Raw genomic sequence first — 23,649 nt, 5'->3', positions numbered from 1 at the left:
ACTACTTACACACAAGATTATAAATGATAAAATTAATAATAATAAACAAAATAGTGGGTAACGAACTTGCAACTGCTATAGGCAAATATCCAAGATCTGCTAAAAAGCTAAAAACCATAATTGACATAACATACACAACTGCAAATGCAATACTATTTAACAAACTCCATATAAAAATATTTTTTTTCAAAGCAAGACTTACAAAACTCACAGTAAAACTAAGAAGTATTAATCTAAATGAAAAAAATATTCTGCTTAACAAATCAAATAAAGCTTCAGAATAATCTAATTTTTCTCTCCTAAGAGCCATCACCCAGCTGATAAGCTTTGAAAAATTCAACGTTTTTGATGAAAGCATAACTATTTTAATATATTCAGGCTCTAAATTAATAATCCCCCTACCATCAAGAACTTCATGAAATTTTTCTATCACATCCCGTTCGACCTTAGAAAATTCTCTAACACCATAAAGCCTCCACCTGGAATCAATCCACTCAGCCTTACTTATATCATACCTTTTTTTAAAATTATCATTTTGATCTTTTAAAATAATCATCAAGTTAGCAATAGTATCATTCTCGATATCATAATGCTTAATATTGTAAATTTCTCTTGCAAAATCCCTAATGATTATATTTCTATCATTTGCACCTTGATTGCCAACACTATTCTTAAGAAAAGCATCCCTTTTAGCAATAGTATCTATAACCAAATAATTATCAAAAAAAAAGAGCAATACTGAGATAAAAACACTAAGCATAATTATTGATCTTAAGATTCTAGAAATAGAAATACCACAACTAAAAAGTCCTATTATTTCGTTTCTCATAGAAAGATTACCAATAAGATTAGAAACGGCAAAAAGAAAAGACAAAGCCAAACCATCTGAAAAACACTTTGGCAAATAAAGATAATAAATATAAACAATATCACTAATACTAAGATTATGATCAAGATAATTAAAAAGATTAGTAAATAAATCGATAAGCACAATTAAGATCACAAAAAGAAAATTCATAAACAAAAAAGTCAATGATATATTATTCACAAAAAGCTTATCTACTTTCATTTCTTTAAAAGTCTCAAAAAAAGTATCAAACCTGCAAAAATTAACATCACATTTGGTAAGACAGTAATAAGAAAAGGATTTGGGGAATACTGAACAGTATAAACTTTTCCACCAATAAACATTACCCAATAGAAAACACAAATAAGAATTGAAATCACAAGTTCAAGAATAATAGAATATTTTTTATTTGAGTACATGCCCATACCAAAAGCCAAAAAGATAAAAAATAAAACAGACAATGGTAAACTAATTTTTTGATAAAATTCCAAACAATAAAGAGCATAACTTCTCTTAACAATTAGATCTTCATAAGGGCTATAATTCAAACTTAAATTATGCATATAACTTAAGTTTTCAAGAACAGATTCTTCATCTAAAAAACTATTCTTATCATATAAATAATTCAAATAAATATTTGAAAAATTTAAATACAAAAGATCTTCCTCTAAATCATTTTTCATATTTAATTCTTTAACTAACTTATCTTGCTTAACAATAAGTTTCATGACATCTCTAATACTCATCTGCGATGGTGCCACATAACTTAATAACCAACTATCACTAAACGTTACTTGATCAATTGAATATTTCATCCGATCAGCATAAAAATAGTCATAAAACCCACTCTCATCCTCTGTTAAGGCAATTGATAAAACATCATTCAAAATAAAATATACCTGATAATTTTCTTTTTGAATATTAAGTTCCCTTGCCATCAATATTCTGTCATAACCTTTAAGTCTAGTATTATCAAAAAAAGTAACATTTTTATACCCTGTTTCAGATTTTTCTCCTGATACAAATATTAAATCTCCATATTGTTTGCTTGAATAAGGCTTTAATATCAAATGAGGTATTTCTTCTTTGATTTCATTAAAAATTTTCAATCTACCAATAGAACCAAGAGGAAGTAAAAAATCATTCGTAATAAATGAAATCAATGCAATAACTATCCCTAATTTAAAAAATGGAATTAATAAATCAAAAATAGATATTCCAATTGATCTAAAAGCCAATATTTCATTATTAAGTTTAAATCTATAAATGGTAAGTATCACTGAGAGTAAAGCCGCAAAGGGAGGTGAAAGAGCAATTATCATAGGAAGTGAATATATAACAAAAATAAAAGCCTTTAAAAACGGAACATAATTTTGAAGAAGTATTCTCATAAAAAAAAGTATTTGGTTTATGAAAAATACAAAGAAAAAAAACAAAAAAGTAATTAAAAAATACTTAAAAAATTCAATAATTATGTAAGATTCATAATTGTTTTTTAATACTCTCATTTACAAAAACCAAACCATTATTTAAAGTCCCAAGTACAACATAATCATCAAAATTTAAAATTTTTACTAAATTTAAACTAATAAGTCCATCACTAGGGCCTAAATAATCCCAACTATCATTTACTGTATCATAAATTAATAAACCATGTTCAAAAGTTGCAAATAACAACTTATTATCCCTAATCTCCATATCAAGAAAATACCCAATGCTAGGATCATTGTTAACATTATATTTTACATATGTATTATTATCTAAACTCAATCTAAAAAGACCACCTCCATAAGTTCCAACGTAATAACCACCATCATGCTTCTTTATAAAATTAATATTTCTCTCACTATCTATTTTGCTAAAAAAACTTAAATGTTTAATTTTATTAAAATTAGTTAGATCAATGCTATAAATAGCCTTATCCATTGTTCCTACCAATAACAAATTTTTCTGCTCATCTAAATACAGTGATGAAATCTTATTAGAACCAAGTTTAATATAAATCCAATCACCTGCATCGGAGTAAAACCATAGTCCAGCATCTAGAGTACCAACAAAAATTCCATCTTTAGCACCCAGTAAAACTTGTATACTATTTAAGTTAACATTTAAAGGTATTTTAACTTTTTTAATAGCCCCTTCCAAATCATCAATATAATAAAGAGCATTATTTCCACCAACGTATATAACTCCTTTATGCTCTGCAAATCCTTTAAGTCCATTTAAAACAATACTTTTTTTATCTTTAATATAAACCTTATATTTATTACTCTTAATATCATATCTTAAAAGACCACCAAATATGTTTGAAACAAAAATATTACTCCCTAAAACAAACATATCAAAAATACTATTATCTAAAAATCCTAAAGTTTCTAGATTTAAATAATTTATTCCAAATTTATTATTCAAGAAATTATAAATTCCTAGATCATAGCCTGACTTAAGAGAAGTTTTATCAATATCCTTTAATGCAGAGATTGCACCTACTTTATCCTTAACAAAATATTTTAATTCAGCAATCCTAAGACTAGCATGAGAATTTTGATAATTTTTTAAAAAATTATCAAAATGATATTCAGCTAGATCATAAGCGCCTATGTTATAATTCATATAACCAAAAAATAAATTTGCTTTAGCAATTAATTCTTTATCATAATTTTTCTCATCAGCTACTATTTTATTCAAGTAGTAACTGGTCATACCAAAATTTTTTTGGGCATAACTCTCTCTAGCACTTTTAAAATAAGAATTATCCTCTTTTAAAAAAGAATCACTTAAGAAAAAAGATTCATCATCTTTAAGACCCAATAAATGACTTCTTCTATTAAAATCTAACTCATCAATATCAAATTCATCAACATTCAATTTTTGAATATCATCGACAAAATTAGGAGATAAATCAACATTTTTACTAGTCAAACATGAAAAAAACAAAAATAAGCTCACAAAAATAAGCTTATTTTTAAAAATATTACTTATATAATATACAAATCTCATAACATTTACTAATCTCTAACTAATTCAAGTTCAATCTTACCAAACTTATCAATATCAGATATTTTAACCTTAACCATTTGTCCTTCCTCTAATCTTGGAGGACGCATAGCAAATGTATTCCTACTATCTCTACCATATCTAGAATGTCTACCACTGCCATATCTGGAATGCCTCATATCACCATATCTATCATCCCTTGATTTTGGTCGATTACTTAAAAATCCTTCTTTGGTAGGAGTAAGCTCAATAAAGGCCCCAAAACTATTAATCTTTTTAACAATCCCTTCATAAATCTCACCAATTTTAGGTTCTCTTACAATACTCTCTATCCTTGCCTTAGCTTTTTGCATCTTTAAGCTATCAGTCCCAAAAAGAGTAATTCTACCATCTTGCTCAATTTGCACCCTAACCTCAAACTCATCTGTAATCGCTTTAACTGTCTTACCAGTAGACCCAATAACAAGAGAAATTTTATCAATATCAATTTGCAACTGAATAATCTTAGGAGCATTAACAGATATATCATCTCTTGATCTTGAAATTACAGAATCCATAATAGATAAAATATGCATTCTTCCAATTCTTGCCTGTGCAAGAGCATCCTTCATCAACTGCTTTGTAACATTTGAAATCTTAATGTCCATCTGAAAACCAGTAATTCCATTCTTTGTTCCTGCAACCTTAAAGTCCATATCGCCCAAATGATCTTCTTCTCCAAGAATATCACTTAAGATAACATACTTATCCCCCTCACTAACAAGTCCCATAGCTATTCCTGCAACTTGCTCCTTAACAGGAACACCAGCGGCCATTAAAGACATACTCCCAGAGCATACTGTAGCCATCGATGAGGATCCATTTGACTCTAATATCTCAGATACTACTCTAATAGTATATGGAAAATCATCTTTCTTAGGTAACATAGCTTCCAGAGACCTTTGAGCTAAATGACCATGCCCAATCTCACGTCTGCCAGTCATAAGTCTACCTGTCTCACCAACAGAAAATGGAGGAAAATTATAATGAAGCATAAAATTAAGACGCTTATCGCCATCAATATCATCCATTATCTGTTCATCAATACTTGTACCTAAAGTCGTTACAGCCAATGCCTGGGTCTCACCTCTTGTAAAAAGAGCAGAACCATGTGTTCTTTTTAAAAGATCAACTTCGGCAACAATATCTCTTATCTGTGTAGAATTACGCCCATCAGTCCTAAGATTATTTTCCAGGATTGATCTCCTAACGATTTCTTGCTCAAAATCATCAAGAGCTTTATAAAAAAGAGTTTCATTCTCTTCATCTACCTGACTTACAGAAGAAAAATGTTCATAGGCTTTTTGCTTAACTAATTTTATAGCCTTATCTCTATTAAGCTTTCCCTTCACAAAACAAGCATCTTTAAGTTCAGAGTAAATAAAATCTTTAAGTTCAGCCTTAAATTCAAATACCCTTTCTTCATAAGCAAGTGGTAATTTTTCTCTCTCACCTACTATAAGTATAAATTCCTTTTGAAGATTACAAATTTGTTTAATATATTCATAAGCTTTATCTATTGCAGCAAGCAACACTTCCTCGCTAACCTCATTAGCACCACCTTCAACCATTGTAATACCATCCAAACTACCCGCAACAACAATATCTAGAATAGAATCTTGTATCTCATCAAAAGAAGGATTTACTATAAACTCATTATTTAAATAAGCTATTCTAACAGCCGCAATTGGACCATTAAACGGAATATCTGACAAAAAAACTGCCGCAAAAGCAGCATTCATCCCAACAATATCAGGAGGATTCATCTGATCTGTAGACAAAGTCGTTGGAACAACCTGAATTTCTCTACCAAACCTCTTATCAAAAAGTGGCCTCATAGGTCTATCTATTAATCTAGAAACAAGTACTTCCTTGTCTTTTGGTTTACCTTCTCTTTTAATAAATCCTCCAGGAATCTTTCCAGCAGCATAATATTTTTCATTATATTCAACAGATAAAGGAACAAAATCCAAATTCTCACGAGCTGAATCTGAACAACATACCGTAGCAAGAACAGTAGAACCACCATAAGTAGCAAGAACCGCACCATTTGCTTGCTTGGCCAATAAGCCTGTTTCTAAAATTAAATCTTCCCTTCCTACTTTCAACTTCAAAATTTTTCTCAAAATTAACCCCTTATTACTTTCTAAGTCCAAGTTTAGCTATTAAGGTTCTATAAGCTTCCAAATTTTTCTTCTGATAATATCTTAACAAATTTCTTCTCTGCCCAACCAACTTTAATAAACCTCTCTTAGAGCTATGATCTTTTTTATTGATCCTTAAATGCTCTGTTAAATACCTTATTCTATCTGTAATTAACGCTATTTGCACTTCAACTGAACCTGTATCATTTGGATTTTTACCAAACTCTGTAATTATTTTTTGTTTTTGTTCTTTACTAATCATAAAAGTGACTCCTATACCATCATAGCAAAGCCTAAAATAGACCTTTTTGCTATAATTAAATCTTCAAAGTAAATTATAATATTTTTTTATTCAAATAACAAAAACAAAACGAAGACTTTTTTACCAAGTTGCATAAAATACCAATCAAATCAATTAAGCTAATTCTCAATCGTGATTTCAGCATACTCAACCCTCTCTTTAAAAGATTTTCTATTTTACTGTTACTTGTAAAAAGTACTGCAATAAAAACTAATAGTCTTATTCTTAAAAAGATTTATACTACTAATTATTTTCCGAAAATCAAATATCAAAAAATAATAACATACTTATATTTATTCAAACCAATACCACAAACTACTGCTAATATCTCTTCATTGCTAGACTTCAAAATCTTAAACTCACCAACACTAATTATAACATTGATATAAACACCATTTTTGACAAGCTTAATCATACTATTATCAACATAAAATTTTTCAAAAAGCCCTAAAGATTCTAAACTCATTAAAGAATTGCTAGTGAAATCTTCACAAAAACAAGCACTATCTAATCTAAAATCCCCAATCTTAATTCTATCAAGGCTTTTAACATAAGCATACGACCCTAAAGACAATGCCAAATCTCTTGCTATACTTCTAACATAAGTTCCCTTAGAGCATTTTATTTGTAGCTTCAAAATACGAGAATCAACATTATAATTTAAGATCTGAATATCATATATATTGACTTTCCTAGACTTAAGATTGAAAGACTCTCCACTAAGAGCTAACTTATAAGCTCTCTTTCCTTTAACATGCACTGAAGAAAACTTAGGTGGAATTTGATAAATCTCACCTACTAAAGACTTAATGCCAAGAGTTAATTCCTCTAAACTTGGAATATAATTTGTAGTATTTACTACTCTACCATTAGGATCAAGAGTATCTGTTTCAATTCCAAACTCAAACTCTGATATATATTCTTTATCTAAAGATATAATATAATTTGCAAGTTTAGTGTATTTGCCAACTAAAACAACCAAAAGACCACTTGCAAACTTATCAAGAGTACCTGTATGTCCAACTCGGCTTGTAGAAAAATATCTCTTTAAAGGACAGAGGGTATTACAAGACGTTATTCCAATTCTTTTATTTAATAAAATAATCCCATTCATTTAATTTTATTGTTCTTCACTAAAACTTAAATTTTCAATTATCTTATTAACATAAAAAGCCTTAGAAATAGTATCATCTCTTAAAAAATTCAATTTTGGAGTATTCCTAACTCTAATACGTTTAATAATTTCTCTTTGAACAAATCCCTTAGCATTATTTAATGCTTTAATAGCATTATCAAGTGATGCACCTTCTTTAATAGAACCAATAAATACTTTGGCATTTATTAAATCGTTTGAAATTTCAACTCTCACAACAGTTAAAAATTCATGAACCCTAGGGTCTTTAATTCCTTTTGATACTATTAAATTACTAATCTCTTGAACTAATAAACTCTCAAGTTTTGATTTTCTTATCGCTTTGTCCATACATAAAAACAATAAAGCAGATGCTTAAGATTCAAAGCGTCTCTTCACTTTCTTAATCTCAAATGCCTCAATTATATCTCCTTCCCTAATATCAAAATAATTATCAATCATAATTCCACATTCATATTGTGCATTAACTTCTTTAACATCTTCTTTAGCTCGCCTTAATGAAGAAATTTTACCAGAATGCACCTGGAATCCTTCTCTCATAACATTAGTTATGGCATCCCGTTTTATGCATCCTTGTGAAACATAACATCCAGCCACTACCCCAACCTTAGAAATATTAAAAACAGCACGGACTTCAGCAAATCCAATAAATTTTTGTTCAATGTCTGGTTCTAACATGCCTTCAAGAACTGATTTAATATCATTAATTGCATCATAAATTATATTATATTTTCTAATTTCAACTTTTTCTTGATCGGCTAACAATTGTGCTTTTGCTGCAGGGCGTACGTGAAAACCAATAATAATGGCTTCACTTGCTGATGCAAAACTAATATCAGTCTCAGTTATTGCTCCTACTGATGAATGGATAACTCTTACTCTAATTTCATTATTAGTTAATTTTTCAAGGGCATGCTTTAAAGCCTCAACAGAACCCTGCACATCCGCTTTTAAAATTATCTTAAGTTCCTTAAGTGCTCCATCTTTAATCGAATCATAAAGATTTGACACAGTAACTTTTTTTACATTCTTAGCATCTTCATATTTTTTAAGATCTTGTCTTTTAGAACTAATTAATTTGGATTCTTTTTCTGTTTTTGTAACCTGGAATGGATCACCAGCCTGAGGAATTGATGAAAAACCCAAAACATTAACAGCTTTTGCAGGACCAACGCTCTTAACAGCTATTCCTCTCTCATTAATTAATGCTCTTACCTTACCATGATAGACTCCTCCAACAAAAGAATCTCCTATAGAAAGAGTTCCATCCTCAATTATCACAGAACAAACTACTCCTCTACCTAAGTCAACTCTAGCATCAAGTACTCTACCAATAGCCCTTTTAGTTGGATTTGCCTTCAATGACATTACTTCAGATTGCAGAATAATCATATCAAGCAGTTCTGTAATACCAATATTTTTAAGAGCCGAAATTGCAACAAAAATTGTATTTCCACCCCAATCTTCAGGAACCAAATCATACTCTGAAAGCTGATGTTTAACTCTATCCAGATTTGAATCTGGCAAATCAATCTTATTAATTGCAACAATAATGGGCACTTCTGCGTCCTTTGCATGATTAATAGCCTCAACAGTCTGCGGCATTACTCCATCCACAGCAGAAACAACAAGCACAACAATATCTGTAACCTGTGCCCCTCGACACCTCATCATAGTAAAAGCTTCATGTCCTGGAGTATCTAAAAATGTTATTTCATGATCATTATAATTAATAGTATAAGCACCAATATGTTGTGTAATTCCTCCAAACTCTGTTTGATTTATATCAATATTTTGCAACACTGATAGAAGTTTAGTTTTTCCATGATCAACATGTCCCATTATTGTAATAATAGGAGGTTTTGCAACCCTTTTGCTCTCATCATCTTCTTCTGCTTCTATAACTGTTTCATCATAGATTGACACAACATTAACTTTAGAGCCATATTCTTCAACCAAAATAGTAGCGGTATCAGAATCAATCTTCTCATTAATAGTTGCCATTACACCTAAAGTCATTAACTTAGCAATTAAATCTGAGGATTTTAAATTCATTTTCCTTGCAAGTTCAGCAACAGTAATAGTTCCCATAATATCAATTGACTTAGGAATTGGATTTGCTAGATTTTCTTTCTTCTTTTTTTGAAGCTGCTCAAACACTTTTTGTTCTATTGTTTTGCTCTCAATTTCTTCCTTTTTCCTCTTGTAACCTTTTTGACTTTCTTGTTGCTGCTTCTTCTTCTCACCAAGTTTCCTATTAAGACCCTTATTATCAGAATCAGAAGGTGAAATTGCAACACTAGAGATAACCTTAGTTCTTATTACTCGTCTAAATGTCTGAGGACCACTACTACCATGAGTATTAGTTCTATTGAAATATCCTCTATTACCTTGTTGCTGGCTACTAGTATTATCCTTATCTACATTTAAAGAAGAACTCCTAACTCCCCTATCTTTATTACCATACGAATATCCTCTATTATCTCTATTATGAGCATTGTTCCTATTGAAATAGCCCCTATTACCTTGTTGCTGGCTACTAGTATTATCCTTATCTACATTTAAAGAAGAACTCCTAACTCCCCTATCTTTATTACCATACGAATATCCTCTATTATCTCTATTATGAGCATTGTTCCTATTGAAATAGCCCCTATTACCTTGTTGCTGGCTACTAGTATTATCCTTATCTACATTTAAAGAAGAACTCCTAACTCCCCTATCTTTACTACCATACGAATATCCTCTATTAGAATGCTGATTTCCTCTTGAATTTGAGAAGTCCACAAAATTATCTTTGGATTTATTCAAACTTTTATCAGTATGGGCTACAACCTTTACTACTTTCTTTCGTAATTTAACAACTTTAATCTTTTTTTCATCTTCAATGCGATCATCATCAATATTTTCTGACAAACTATTACTCCTCTTCAAATTCAAAGCTAAGCCCTATCTTACAACCTGGACAAAAAGTCATATTTTCATTAATAACAGCCCCACACTCAGGACAAAGCAACTCTTCTTCATCTTTCATGCCTTCAATAGATCCATCATCATTAGAAATTATTACCATCCCTTCCTTTAGTATCTTATTTATTTCTTCTTGCTTTTCATAAGCTATTCCCAACTCAAAAAGCTTTTCCTCACTAGCATCCAAAAAACTATCAATATCATCAAAACCTGCTTCAACCAATTTATCAACAATATCATTATCAAGAATTTTAAGTTCACTAATTTTGTTTATTTCCTCAAATTCATCTTCTTGAACATTATCCTGAATAATTTTATCAAACATTTCAAAAGAATCTTGTTTAAACTCTCCACTTGCTTTCATTTCAGCAAATTGACTACTAGTTTTAACATCAATTGCCCAATCAAGCAGTCTATTTGCAAGTCTAACATTCTGTCCCATTTTACCTATTGCAAGCGAAAGCTGTTCATCGCTAACAACCACCAAAGCTTTATGCAAATCCTCATCAACAATATATACATTATCTATTTTAGCAGGGGTTAAGGCATCTCTAATAAATTCTTTAATATCCTTAGAATAAGGAATAATATCTATTTTCTCACCTTCAAGTTCCTTAATTATTGATTGAATCCTAACACCTTTTTGCCCAATACAAGGACCTACAGGATCAATATCTTCTTTCTCAGAATAAACAGCAACCTTAGTTCTATAACCTGGATCTCTTACTATCTTATGAATCTTAATAAGACCTTCCTCAATCTCAGGAATCTCAAGAGTAAGAAGTTCCTCAATAAATTTAGGATGAGTCCTTGATAAGACTACCTCTATTCCATTTTTTCCCTTCTTTACACTGTAAACAAGAACTCGAACTTTATCATTAAGCCCATAAACTTCCCTTGGAGATTGATATTTCTTAGGAATAACACCATCTGTACTCCCAAGATTCACATAAAGATCTCCATTCCTATTTTGCTGAACATACCCAATAACAATTTTATGCAATTTGTGTTTAAATTCTAAATAAAGTTCATTATCTTCGATTCCCTGCAAATCGCTCTTAGTTCTCTGCTTAGCAACTTGAATTGAAAGTCTATCAAAAATCTTTGGATCAATCTCAATATATGCATATCCATCTTCCATTACTTCACATTCTTGAGCATCGTCTTTCAATATCTCAAGTATATCGTCTTGAACTTCCTCTACAATCCTTTTTTTAGAATAAACTATCAAATCCCCAGTATCCTCATCAAACTTAATTAAAGCATTCTCACTCGTTCCAAAATACTTCTTATAAGCTATCATTATAGATTCCCTAACCGTCTTTCGAATAGCATCTATGCTCATTCCTCGCTCATTAGCAATATTGGCAATCATTTGACCAGTGCCCTTTATCATATCCAAGACTCCTTCACGATAATTTAGCCTTCTTAACATCACTATAAAGAATTCTTATCTCTTTAGTATCTGTTTTAAAAATAAAACCGTCTGCCTCTGCTTTTAAGATAAGACCTTCTTCAAAATCATTATCTAACATTAACTTAATCTTCCTACCCTCAAAAATTTTAAATTCTCTATCACTCTTAATTTTCCTATTTATCCCAGGAGTAGAGATTTCTAAACTAAAATTATATTTAAGAACCACTTCTAAACTCAATAAAATCATTTTATGTAAATCACAAAGAGTATCAACTCCAAAATCATCACTCTTATAAAGAACTATTTGAATTCTCCCTTCATCTCTTTTCTTGAAAGTGTTAATTTCTATAATTTCAATTCCTAATTGATCTGTTACATTCTTTATTAAATTGTAAACTTCACTATTATCAATAATTTTAACCAATCATATTCCTAAAAGAATAAGGCTCTTTTTAAAAGAACCTTATTAAATAAAATAATCAATACAACCTAAGAATAACATTAACGACAATAAATGTCAAGAAAACAACAATCAACTAAACTCTCGCAATTGATAGCTTTATCACACTTAAAGCCCCATGTCTTATAAGAATATCTTTACAAAAAGTCATAGAGGCTCCTGTTGTTACAATATCATCAATAAGTACAACCCTTTTAAACTTAATATTTCTATACCTCAAATTTAATTTAACTTTATTCTCCAAATTACTATGCCTTAAATCTCCACGCAATAGCTTTTGACTCTTGCCTAATCCTCGCTTAAAAACATTGATATAATTTATTTCACTATTACTTAACAAGTTTCCAATATATTCCATGTGATCAAAACCATAAAAAATTTTTCTTTTAAAACTGCAAGGAATACTAACAACAAGGTCAAAATCAATACTCATCAAAAAATGTAAAATCCCATTTGCAAAAAACCGACCAAGAAATCTTTGTCCATCTCTCTTGTAAGTAAGAACCAAGTTCTTATATTCATTTTTATAGTCAAAAAAATACCAAATATCATCTCTCAGCTTAACATCGAAATGAAAAAATTTAATACAATCTTTGCAAAGAGCATTTAAGTAAACATAATTTTTATGACAACAAGAACAAAAGGGAAGAAATATGCTTTTTAAAATACCCCAATTCCACACTTATATGCCCCTATGTCTTAGTCTTTAAAATTATTTCAATTAGTAAATTCATTGCTTGAAAAGGAGTAATATTATTGACATCTATTTTAGAAATAAAATTTTTAAGTTCTAAATAATCATTAAGTTCTGACTCATAACTTAAATCTTCTTTCATTACTTCTTCACCATCATTAATAATAAAAGTGGCTGAAGTAAAAAATTCCGGCACATACAAATGCTCTCTACTAGTCAAACTTTTAAGAATAATATTAGCCCTCTTAATAACTTTTAAAGGTATTCCTGCTATGCGAGCAACATAAATCCCATAAGAATTAAGAGAAGGTTTTTCTTCAACCTCTCTTAAAAAAATAAGTTCATCACCTTGTCTTTCAATTTTCATTGAAAGATTAACAAAAGAATCATGCTTAATAGCTGAAAGCTCATGAAAATGGGTTGCAAATAAACTTCTAGCTTGGATATGCTCTAAAATGTATTCAACAATTGAATATGCAATAGCAAGTCCATCATTAGTACTAGTACCCCTACCAACTTCATCCATAATTATCAAGCTATTCTGAGTTGCATTTCTTAAAATATTAGCCGTTTCATTCATCTCTACTAAAAATGTAGACTCACCTTTGGAAATATTATCACTTGCCCCGATTCGACAAAAAATTTTATCTGTAACTCCTATGATGGCCTGATCAGCAGGCACAAAAGAACCAATATGTCCCATTAAAACAACTAAAGCAGTCTGACGTAAATAAGTCGATTTACCTGCCATATTAGGACCAGTAATTAAACAAAAATACTTATCATTGTCAATCTTTACGGAATTTTTAGTAAAACCCTCCACTCCCTTCATATAATGCTCAACAACAGGATGTCTGGAACACTCAAGAATAATTTCTTTATTGTTAGTTAGAGTGGGTCTTACATATTCATTTTTTTTAGCCAAATACGCAAAATTAGAGACTACATCAACATACGCAAAAAATTTAGCAATTTTCTTAATAACCACACTATGCTTAACAATTTTTGAAGCTATGTCATCAAACACTTCTTGCTCAAGAGCCAATAAATTATCCTCAGCATCATTAATATCCCTTTCAAGTTCAATAAGTTTGTTAGTTTTATATCTCTTAACAGAATTTAAAGTCTGACTTTCTATAAAATGAGATGGAACTTGTCCATAATAACTCTTTGTAACCTCAAAAAACAAACCTCGAACATTAATTCTCCTAATTTTAAGGCTATTAATTTTGCTAAAATTCCTCTCAAAATTAAGATAATCATCAACATAGTTGCTTGCATTATTTTTAATTTCTCTTAAACGATCAATCTCAAAATTATATCCATGTTGAATAAGTTCATCTGGCTCCTTTGAAATGGAGCAATCAATTAAAGAATAAATTTCTCTTATATTATTTTCATCATTATCATCAAATATCCAATAACTAAAAGAATGTTCATTAAGGAGCCTCTTTGCTGAAAAAAATGCTGTCAAAGATTCCTTAATCAATAAAAAATCTTTTTTAACATATTTTTTCATTTGAAGTCTTGAAATTACTCTCTCAATATCCCAAACATTACTAAGAATGTCTCTCAATTTCATACTTAAATTAATATTATTGTTTAAAAATTCTACATGATCTAATCTATTGTTAATTGCAACAATATCTAAAAGCGGATTTAATATATATTCTCTTAAAAGTCTCTTCCCCATGGGAGTTTTACAATCATTTAATACTGAATAAAGAGAATAGCAGGATGTTAAATCATTATTGTTTTTAACAAGTTCAAGGTTTATTTGAGTAACATCATCAAGAAACATATATTCAGAATCATTATTAATATGAATTGTGTCAATATTGATTAATAAATTTTTCAAGTTATTCTTTATATAATCTATTATTAAAAAAGATGAAATATAATAAGGCTCATCCTCTTTAAACCCAAGAGCACTCAAACTAAGAACATTAAAATGCTCTTTTAGTGATTTCATGGCAATTTCTTTGTCAAAATGCCAATGAGGAATTTTATTAACTAAAAATCGATCAAGAGCAAGCTTTTCTAAATATTCATAATAAAACACCTCTGAAACTATTATTTCTTTTGGAGAATACTTCTCAATATCCCGTCTTAACCTTTCTAAAAAATTTCCCTCATAAAGGATTATTCCAAGTCTAGATGTCGACAAATCTATATAAGAAAATGAATAATAATCTTTATAATCACTAATAGCTATCAAATAATTATTAATATCATCTTGCAAAAAATCTTCATCGATCACAACTCCAGGACTTATAACTTCAACAACTTCTCTTTCTAAAGGCCCTTTAGAATCAGTTTGCAATCCTTGCTCACAAATTGCAACCTTTTTATCAAGCAAAATCAATTTTTTTATATACTCTTTACTTGTATGACAAGGCACCCCACACATAGGAACATTTTCTCTTTTAGTCAAAGTTAATCCTAAAAGCTTGCTTCCCTCAAGAGCATCATCAAAAAACATTTCATAAAAACTACCTACTCTAAAAAACAGAATAGCGTCTTTATATTTATCTTTAATATTCAAATATTGCCTCATCATCGGCGTAACATCTTTTTTCATATAAACAATACCAAAATTATAATTGATATTATTAAAACTTTACAATATACTTAAAATTATCAAAAAGAATTAACAATGGAAAAAGATACTTCTCAAAGCAATGTCTTTTATGTGTGTAAAGACGATTCTGTTTTCATAAAATTAATTAACAGACTTACTGCATTATATTCTGTCAATTTTAAAACATTTATCAAAAATATATTCATAAATAATAACGATAAGATTAATAAATTATACATAGATTTATCGGAAACAAAATATTTAGATTCAACTTTTATGGGAGTACTAATATACATTGATAATAAGAGCAATGAACACAAAAAAACCTTTAAAATAATAAATTCTAGCAAAGAAGCACTTAAAAATTTACAATCTCTTGGTCTTGAAAAGATATTAAAAATAGAAAATAGAGAAGAAAAATTACAAAAAAGTGACATGAAAGAATATTTTTGTTTCAGTGCACATAAAAATACAATATTTAAATCAATGTTAAAATCACATATTTTACTCTCAAGCCTCAACAGAGACAACAAAAAAGAATTTTGCACTCTAATTAGAAGACTAAAAAAAGAAAACAACAACTAAAAAGCAATTTTAGCAATATACTAATGTTCACTTAAATACTTAATAATATCATCTGTTATATCAACAGTACTATTATAATAAAGAATATATGGATTATCTTTTTTCATAACCAAAGAAATACCATTAGTCTCTGCAATATATTGAATACCATTAAGTATTTTGCCCCAAAGTAATCCATCACTATTTAGACTGTTTATATTAATCTGTTTCTGTTGCTCAAGATTACTCTTAGCCAAGCTCTTAAGCTTCTTAAGCTCATCAATCTTCAAGTTATATTGATTACCATACAATTTAGCACTCTCCAAATCATGAATACTAACAGATTCATCATATATTTTTCTCAAATCTTTAATCTCAGAATTCAAGATATCTATTTTTTCTTGATAATGATTTTTCAATTGCTCAAGATTAGACTTTAATTGTGGACTTAAAAACTCAATTACAACCTTCTCAAAATCTACAATACCCACTTTTGTAACATTAACTGAAAAAAGATTTAATGGAAAAAAACATGCAAACAAAAACACTATAAAAGCCATAAAAATCCTCCCTACAAAAAGCTAACTAAATTATATCAGTATCTCATATCAATGGCTAAGAAAAATTTAAATCCTCCAAAATAATTATAATATCTATTAACACCTTCATTATTAAAATGAAATGGATAAGCTATTACAAAAGATAAAGGCATTTGAGGCAATACACTTCTAATTCCAAAACCCCAACTAAAAATAAAATTACTAAAAGGAACAAATAAAGAATTTTCTTGACCTTCTAGAGAATATGAAGCCATGTCTAAAAACAAAATATCCCAAACCAAAATATTCTTAATCAAAGGCATTGATAACTGAAGAGTATTTACAAACGAACTATAAATATTACTCAAAGTTCCCCATCCTCTTGCAATCATAAAGTTTTCACTAATAACTATAAGGTGATGTGGTTGAACTTCTATCTCAAAACCATTTCCAAGTGGTGGTAAAATATTTGAATAAACACTCCGCAGAGTTAAAATTAAATCAAAAAATGGGGTGAAAACATCCTGATAGCCTAAAAGAGAAAAATATCTCTCAAAAGTTGTTGTGGATTTTGAAAAATGACTCTGTCCAAACAAAAATCCACCAAAAAGATCAAATTGCTGCTTAAGCAAAAAACCATTATTAGATAAAGACTGAGAATTTCTTGTATCCCATGCAACGCTAATACCAAAAGAATTTTCAAATCTAATAGTATTATAATTATCCCTTAAATAATAATTTGAAGGTCTGTTAACATTATCATCATAATACACATATTTCAAGGCAGTTTGTGCAGTTCCAACAACTGATTGCTTTCCAAGATAATTAGAAAAAGTATAACCAGTAAACCCACTAATACTAAATTTAGCTAAAGAATAATTCATAACATTAAAATCCGAAAAATTTTTAGAATTATTATATGATTCCCAACTTACAAACGGATCTGGAACTTCTTTTTTGTCCGTAAATATAGGTCCATTAATATCCTGATACGCTGTATTTATAGAATGTGAAAAATCAAAAAATCCTCCAATAGTCCATCTAGTCTGCATAAACCAATTATCTTCAAACATCAACCTAAAACTTTGCTCTGAAAAAGCAAGATTAAGCCTTGCAGAAAGAGAATACCCTTTACCTAAAAAATTAGATTGCTCCCACTGCCCAAAAACCGAAAATGGAAGCCAAGAATTACTCACCGCACCAAAATTCATACCAAATCTAAAACTTGCTGTCTCTCGCTCTTCAACAGCAAAATTTATCTTCATTAAACCCTCAATATTACTTGGAACAACATCGGGTATAACATTTCCAAAATAGCCAAGTCTTTGTAAATTAAGCATTCCCATCCGAAGATTTTCCAAACTAAAAATATCACCCTCAATTAGCGGAATTTCTCTAAGGATTACATGAGAAGCTGTTTTTTTATTACCTGAAACAGTAATAGATTCAATATGTGCTTTCTCTTTTTCTAATATTTTAATAGAATAATCGACAAATTCATCTCTTATCGTCTGAGAAGGCACAATCTCTGTAAAGATATAACCATCGGAATAATACTTTTCCCTAATTTTTGCAAAATCTTGCTCAAATCTTGAATCATCAAAAATATCTCCTTCCTTAAAAGTAATCAAGGATTGCAATTCTTCTAATTTAAAAACTAAATTACCAGTAATTTCAAATTTACCAAATTTAAAAACATTACCCTCTGAAATAAAATATTTTAAGAAAACTTCTCTTTCCAATTTTTTAGCATCACTGGGAATCCGTATATCTACAATACTATCTACAACTTTTGCATTAATATATCCATTGTTCTTATAATAAGACTCAAGTTTCATTTTATCTTTATCAACATTTGATTTTAAATACTTGCCATCAAAAAATAAAGATGCGGGTTTTGATACTAAATATTTTCTAAGAATACGACTCTTAAAGTTCAAATTCCCCTCAAAAGAAACTTCTTTAACAACATACTTAGGACCAGCATTAATTTTAAACACAATATCTACTAAACTATTTTTCTCTTTAATATCAAATTCAACAGTAACATCAAGATATCCAGCATCTTTGTACATTTCTTCAAATTTAAGAACACTTTTTTTAATTTTTGCAAGATTTAAAGCCTCTTTTGCATTAACACTTGATTTATCACGAAGTTCACTATTCCAAAAAACTCCACTATCATCAATAAAAGTAACAGTCTTTATTAAGGATTTTTCCTTCACAAAAAATGTAATTACAAGTTTATCATTTTCTACTCTAAACTCAGGTCTAATAAGTCCCTCAAAATAATCAAGAGCATAAAGATCAACTTGCAACCTATCAAAAAGTTCATCAGAATAAGCTTGTCCCAAATAAGCATTTAAAATCGAGCCAAAGTCATTTTCTCTTATATTCTTAAGCCCATTAAAATCAATACTTTTTATCACCTTACCCTTATAGTTCTCTTGAGAATACACTAAATTAAATACAAAAAAGAACAAAAACATAACAATAAAGACTCTAAATAACTGCACCCCACACCCCTCACATAACTCAGTATTTAAATTTCCAAAAAATAGATATTTGATTTCCTATTCCGTGACCATGTTTCATAAAATTATAATCAAAAATATAATCAACAAAGAAAAACGGTGAATCAAGTTCAAGACCAAAATTAATACTAAAATTTAAATTCTGAGATAATGGTGTTACTTCTTCTTTTAAAAATCCAAATCCCGCCTTAGCAAAAACACCATCAATAATATATTTACCCACTTTAACATTTGTTTTATCAAGAACACCTGCAAAAGTTGTTGTACTACCCAAGATACCAATAGCGTTCCTTAATATATCCGTTTTTATACTCAATAGGTCTAATTTTAATACAGAACGTATATAATCTTCAATAGGTTGTACTATCAGATCAACAAGAATATCACTAGCTAACCCAAGTGCCATTTCAGCTGTATTTGTGCCCGCTGATTGTAGTCCATGTTCACCCCCAATTATTGCACTTGATAAAAGATATTTGATCTCTTGCTCCGTTCGCACAGGATAAGATGAAAAACTAAGATTCCACAAACTCAAAGGACCATCTATGCTCATTGTTATTAACAAATTTTCATTACCATCTTTAATCACATTTGTAGCCTCTGCCTTTACCCAAGGATCAAATTTGTTCTTATTTTCATTAAAAGATATATATGACCCTCCCCTGAAAACAAATTGTTTATTATGATAATTGAAAGAACCACTTGCAACATTTAAATCTCCCTTAAGGATAAAATCATCCGTTTTAGTATCAGATTTAACCTCAAGCTTATTCCCTCTTGCAATAATAGCATTCAAGAAGGAAATTTTATTATCTGGCCAATGAAAAGCAACATTACTATCAAAATTAATTTTAAGATCTGTAACAACATCTAACCCCTTAGAGCTAACACCAGATGCTCCAACTTTTTTTGCTCTCTTATAAGGATCTATTAATAGATCAACAATCGAATTTTCAAGTAAATAAATCCAAGCATTTGAAACATTTAGATCTCCTCTAAACATAATCTCTTCAGAATTACCTTCAATAAAAAAATCACCTGAAGCATGTCCAACAAAATTTATAGTTACTTTATCAAATTTAATAGGTACTCCAGAGCTACCAGAAACACCAATATCTATCTTATAATAATCAACAATACTATCACTTAAAAAATTTAGATTCAGAAGAGCAGCGACATTGACATCAGAATAATAGTCTAAATTAAATTTGTTCTCAATAATCACATTATTATTTTTAATAATAACTGGTACATTAATTAATTCTAAAATTCTACTCTTTCCATATTGTCTAGACATTTTTAAATATTCACTGCTTACTAAACCATGTACTACTTCAAACTCTCCATTAAGATTTGGATTATATAAATCACCATCAACATCCAACGTTCCAATCACATTAAGATCATACAGAACAAAATGCTCTTTAATATTAAAAAAAGTTTTTGAACCTAATAAATCTTTTGTAATTAATTTTGAGTCAAATTTAATATCTTGAATATTACCAGTAATTTTATTCCCAGAAATGTTACCTGAGGCAAAAAAACTAAAAGGCAAATAATCATTTAACCTAATATCAAAATTACCATCATTATATTCATATAAACAACTAATAAGATCATATTCAATTGATGACATGATAAATCTTTCAGGGTTATTTTTAAATTCAATTGTAAGATCAGAAAGATCTTTGTCTTTATATCTTAAATCTCTTAAAGCAATCTCTCCATCAGTTTCACTCTTTAAAATACCAAATTCTTCCTCTGTTTTATTTTCAAATTTTTGAAAACTCGCATTCACACTTGAAGAAAAAAGCTTGCTATTAACATTCAAATTAGAAATCCCAATAGAATTTTTAATATCATATCTAAAATTACCTGTCAGAATTTCTCTTTCATTCTGACTCGCCTTTATATTATAAATATTAAGATTATTATCAACCAATCCCAAATTCAAAGAGCAATATGTAGGAACACCTACTAAAGACAGGTCATTTGTTTCAAGATACGCACTAAGAGAATAATTAAATAAATCACTATCTTTAAAACTCAATATAAAGTTACCATTAATATTTCCATTTAAGAACGAAAAGAATTTTAAATTATTGAAATTGAATCCCTGAAATCTACCAACAAAATAACTGCCATCTTCATTAGAATCAACACCAAAAAAATAACGCTCTGAATTTACATGCGAAAACAAGTTCAAATTACCACTAAGTTTATCATTTAAATTAAAATGTCCTTGCCCTTGTAAATTTGAAACCCCATTTATAAATCTAATATTTGAAAGACTAACTTGTTTATCTTTATATAAACCTTCAAAGCTAAAATTAAAATTATAAGCAGGATTACCAGCAATCTTACCTAATTTAAACTTAGTAATTTTGACATTTAAATCATCATTCATTCTTTGGTAATTTCCTAAAGAATTAACATTTAACAAAATTTCAGAATCTCCATTATAAAGATAAAAATCATTAATATTTAAAAAATAAACTATAGATGAAGCAGAATAAGTTAAACTGACTTGCGACTTAGGTGACAATTTCAAGTTGGCATACCTATCTTTAAAATTCAACTCAAAATACAAAGGATAATTTCTACTCAAATAATTAAACTCAGTATTTATCTTCAAACTATCATCAAACAACTGTACCAAAAAATTAGAATTTACATTATAATCCCCATTACTATAATTAAAGTATTTTACCTTATAAATATTCTTCTCTCCACTTGCATTAAATATTAAATTAAAATCATCTAATTTTGATAAGACAACAAAATTAAGACTATTCAACTTACTTTTAGTATAATCAACGGTATTTAAATCAAAATCTGAAGTCAAATTTAAATACTTACCCGACAAAAAATATTCAGGAATAACTTTAGTAATAAAAGTTTCTGGAAGAACATCCTTCAAAAAAAGCATAGGAAACTCTTTAACACCTAAATTAAGATTAAAATTTTCCTTATTAAAATCACCCCTTAATGAAATTTTAGAATTATTGTTAGCAAAACTTAATAAATAATTAACATAGATACGATCCTGAACAAAACTCGTTTTCATATTCAAATCTTGAATTTTAAGCCTGCCAACCCTAAAATCATCAGATTTTACGCAAAATTTTTGATTTCTCTTACTAAAATTCAAATGCCCATTAATATCCTTAAAATTAAAAATCTTTGCAGACCTAAAATCAAGCCTTCCTATTGGTACTAAATCTTTTAAAGAATAATAGCCCTTATAACCAATAAATCCTCTCTTAAGTTTTACAAAAGCATTTTGCACATCTATAACTGCTTCATTCCCTTTAATTTGGACTTTTAATCCCTGAATTTCCTTATTTACCATATTAGCATTTGAAGATGAATTTAATAAAAATGCATACCGTAAATCTTTATCTTTAAAATCATAAGAAAATGCTAGTTGACCATTTAAATTCGTATCAAGGTAATCTTTATAATTAATCAAATTTTCATTAAAGCTTATCCAATTTACAAGATTTATATCAAAGAACAAAGCATCCAATCTTAAAAATTTTTTATTAAAATCATATCTTAAATTAAAATCCAAATTCTCTCGGAGAATATTAAAAATTTCAATATTTCCCTTAGAATAATTTATTTGAAAGCCTTGCTCAAGCAAATCAAAATAACTTGTATGTAATTTTAAAAAACTAAAGTTAATATATCCATCTTCAAGATCTTTTTTAAACTTACCTTCAAAATAAAAAGTCGAATCAAGAATATTTTCATGACTAACATCGGGATTTAAAACTGCAAGAGAAGTAAAATCAACAATAAAACTAAATAAAAAATCATCGTCAATAGTCTTTAATGCAAAACTCTTAATCTGAAATTTCAGAAACTTATCAGAAGGTAGTCTAAAATTCATATTAATATCTTCTAAATGCATATGAAGACTATCAAAAAAATTAAACATTTTACCAAATATTGCATGACTAGTACTATCATCATCTAATTTCAATGTACGAGAATGTGAACTCTGAAGGTTAAGAAATTTAAAATCATTTAAATCAAAATTTAAAGTACTTCCCCTTACAAAAATATCTAAAATAATGTTCTTATCTCCTAATAACAGTTTAAACAAATCCAAATTGACTTTAACAGTATTCATCAATATTGTATCTTTATCATTTAAGCTCAACTCCAGATTATCTATTTTTATTGAAGATAAAAAATAAGGGGCAATTTTATCATACTTGATTTTAAAGCCTGTTTTCGATTCAAGGTAACTTATAATAAAAAATCTAGCAGAATAAACTTGGGCTTGAATAAATAAAATAAAGAGCACAAGAATTGATACAAAGACTATTATTGAAAAAATGAAAGATAGAGCAATCTTATTTCTTATAAAAAACAAATTCATATATATATTTATATATATT

Annotated in this window: 16 protein-coding genes; 1 reads left to right on the top strand and 15 read right to left on the bottom strand. The window is 28.8% G+C overall.

Features of this window, described 5'->3' with window-relative positions; genetic code table 11:
* Position 1: 1 nt before the first annotated feature.
* From bpSLO_RS04130 to mutS, 12 genes are all read right to left on the bottom strand, one after another.
* The gene (locus bpSLO_RS04130) at positions 2-1,069 is read right to left on the bottom strand and encodes an LptF/LptG family permease (RefSeq protein ID WP_025375787.1); all 1,068 of its coding nucleotides are present in this window, start codon (positions 1,067-1,069) and stop codon (positions 2-4) included.
* The gene (locus bpSLO_RS04125) at positions 1,066-2,355 is read right to left on the bottom strand and encodes an LptF/LptG family permease (protein ID WP_025375786.1); all 1,290 of its coding nucleotides are present in this window, start codon (positions 2,353-2,355) and stop codon (positions 1,066-1,068) included. The genes bpSLO_RS04130 and bpSLO_RS04125 overlap by 4 nt, the downstream gene beginning before the upstream one ends.
* Positions 2,330-3,847 (bottom strand): hypothetical protein, encoded by a 1,518-nt coding sequence (locus bpSLO_RS04120; RefSeq protein ID WP_025375785.1) that lies wholly within the window; start codon positions 3,845-3,847, stop codon positions 2,330-2,332. Before bpSLO_RS04120 ends, bpSLO_RS04125 begins: the two co-directional genes overlap by 26 nt.
* An 8-nt stretch (positions 3,848-3,855) precedes the next feature.
* Positions 3,856-6,009, bottom strand: a complete 2,154-nt coding sequence (pnp, locus tag bpSLO_RS04115) for a polyribonucleotide nucleotidyltransferase (protein WP_025407283.1) — start codon at positions 6,007-6,009, stop codon at positions 3,856-3,858.
* A 13-nt stretch (positions 6,010-6,022) separates the two neighbouring features.
* On the bottom strand, positions 6,023-6,289 hold the full coding sequence (gene rpsO, locus bpSLO_RS04110; protein ID WP_025407284.1) for a 30S ribosomal protein S15: 267 nt from the start codon (positions 6,287-6,289) through the stop codon (positions 6,023-6,025).
* 307 nt (positions 6,290-6,596) lie between these two features.
* Positions 6,597-7,442 (bottom strand): tRNA pseudouridine(55) synthase TruB, encoded by an 846-nt coding sequence (gene truB, locus bpSLO_RS04105; RefSeq protein ID WP_025375783.1) that lies wholly within the window; start codon positions 7,440-7,442, stop codon positions 6,597-6,599.
* A gap of 6 nt (positions 7,443-7,448) precedes the next feature.
* Positions 7,449-7,811 carry a 30S ribosome-binding factor RbfA gene (rbfA, locus tag bpSLO_RS04100; RefSeq protein WP_025375782.1) on the bottom strand — a complete coding sequence of 121 codons (363 nt, stop codon included), beginning with the start codon at positions 7,809-7,811 and terminating at the stop codon, positions 7,449-7,451.
* Between the two features lie 24 nt (positions 7,812-7,835).
* Positions 7,836-10,397, bottom strand: a complete 2,562-nt coding sequence (gene infB, locus bpSLO_RS04095) for a translation initiation factor IF-2 (protein ID WP_025407285.1) — start codon at positions 10,395-10,397, stop codon at positions 7,836-7,838.
* 4 nt (positions 10,398-10,401) lie between these two features.
* Entirely contained in the window at positions 10,402-11,847 is a 1,446-nt protein-coding gene (nusA, locus tag bpSLO_RS04090; protein WP_025375780.1) for a transcription termination factor NusA, read from the bottom strand.
* 13 nt (positions 11,848-11,860) lie between these two features.
* Positions 11,861-12,292, bottom strand: coding sequence for a ribosome maturation factor RimP (gene rimP / locus bpSLO_RS04085; protein WP_025375779.1), 432 nt, complete (start codon positions 12,290-12,292; stop codon positions 11,861-11,863).
* Between the two features lie 112 nt (positions 12,293-12,404).
* Positions 12,405-13,010 (bottom strand): amidophosphoribosyltransferase, encoded by a 606-nt coding sequence (locus bpSLO_RS04080; protein ID WP_025407286.1) that lies wholly within the window; start codon positions 13,008-13,010, stop codon positions 12,405-12,407.
* Between the two features lie 10 nt (positions 13,011-13,020).
* Entirely contained in the window at positions 13,021-15,603 is a 2,583-nt protein-coding gene (gene mutS / locus bpSLO_RS04075) for a DNA mismatch repair protein MutS (RefSeq protein WP_025375777.1), read from the bottom strand.
* A gap of 75 nt (positions 15,604-15,678) precedes the next feature.
* Here mutS and bpSLO_RS04070 point away from each other — a divergent pair, with 75 nt between their 5' ends.
* Entirely contained in the window at positions 15,679-16,188 is a 510-nt protein-coding gene (locus bpSLO_RS04070; RefSeq protein WP_025375776.1) for an STAS domain-containing protein, read from the top strand.
* Between the two features lie 20 nt (positions 16,189-16,208).
* Here the strand turns inward: bpSLO_RS04070 and bpSLO_RS04065 are convergent, their stop codons facing one another.
* From bpSLO_RS04065 to bpSLO_RS04055, 3 genes are read right to left on the bottom strand one after another with little or no spacing between them, the layout of a single operon-like run.
* A complete protein-coding gene (locus tag bpSLO_RS04065) occupies positions 16,209-16,727 on the bottom strand; it encodes an OmpH family outer membrane protein (protein ID WP_025407287.1) in 519 nt (172 codons plus the stop codon).
* Between the two features lie 35 nt (positions 16,728-16,762).
* Positions 16,763-19,195 (bottom strand): outer membrane protein assembly factor BamA, encoded by a 2,433-nt coding sequence (gene bamA, locus bpSLO_RS04060; protein ID WP_038447823.1) that lies wholly within the window; start codon positions 19,193-19,195, stop codon positions 16,763-16,765.
* A 46-nt stretch (positions 19,196-19,241) separates the two neighbouring features.
* Positions 19,242-23,630 (bottom strand): translocation/assembly module TamB domain-containing protein, encoded by a 4,389-nt coding sequence (locus bpSLO_RS04055; RefSeq protein WP_025407289.1) that lies wholly within the window; start codon positions 23,628-23,630, stop codon positions 19,242-19,244.
* Between the last annotated feature and the right edge of the window lie 19 nt (positions 23,631-23,649).

The sequence above is a fragment of the Borrelia parkeri genome (genome assembly GCF_023035815.1).
Classification (GTDB): domain Bacteria; phylum Spirochaetota; class Spirochaetia; order Borreliales; family Borreliaceae; genus Borrelia; species Borrelia parkeri.
This window is presented reverse-complemented; position numbering and strand designations above follow the sequence as displayed.

Coding starts and splice junctions, on each gene's coding strand:
- bpSLO_RS04130 (WP_025375787.1), bottom strand. CDS start 1,069: ATGAAAGTAGATAAGCTTTTTGTGAATAATATATCATTGACTTTTTTG.
- bpSLO_RS04125 (WP_025375786.1), bottom strand. CDS start 2,355: ATGAGAGTATTAAAAAACAATTATGAATCTTACATAATTATTGAATTT.
- bpSLO_RS04120 (WP_025375785.1), bottom strand. CDS start 3,847: ATGAGATTTGTATATTATATAAGTAATATTTTTAAAAATAAGCTTATT.
- rpsO (WP_025407284.1), bottom strand. CDS start 6,289: ATGATTAGTAAAGAACAAAAACAAAAAATAATTACAGAGTTTGGTAAA.
- truB (WP_025375783.1), bottom strand. CDS start 7,442: ATGAATGGGATTATTTTATTAAATAAAAGAATTGGAATAACGTCTTGT.
- rbfA (WP_025375782.1), bottom strand. CDS start 7,811: ATGGACAAAGCGATAAGAAAATCAAAACTTGAGAGTTTATTAGTTCAA.
- nusA (WP_025375780.1), bottom strand. CDS start 11,847: ATGATAAAGGGCACTGGTCAAATGATTGCCAATATTGCTAATGAGCGA.
- mutS (WP_025375777.1), bottom strand. CDS start 15,603: ATGAAAAAAGATGTTACGCCGATGATGAGGCAATATTTGAATATTAAA.
- bpSLO_RS04070 (WP_025375776.1), top strand. CDS start 15,679: ATGGAAAAAGATACTTCTCAAAGCAATGTCTTTTATGTGTGTAAAGAC.
- bpSLO_RS04065 (WP_025407287.1), bottom strand. CDS start 16,727: ATGGCTTTTATAGTGTTTTTGTTTGCATGTTTTTTTCCATTAAATCTT.
- bamA (WP_038447823.1), bottom strand. CDS start 19,195: ATGTTTTTGTTCTTTTTTGTATTTAATTTAGTGTATTCTCAAGAGAAC.
- bpSLO_RS04055 (WP_025407289.1), bottom strand. CDS start 23,630: ATGAATTTGTTTTTTATAAGAAATAAGATTGCTCTATCTTTCATTTTT.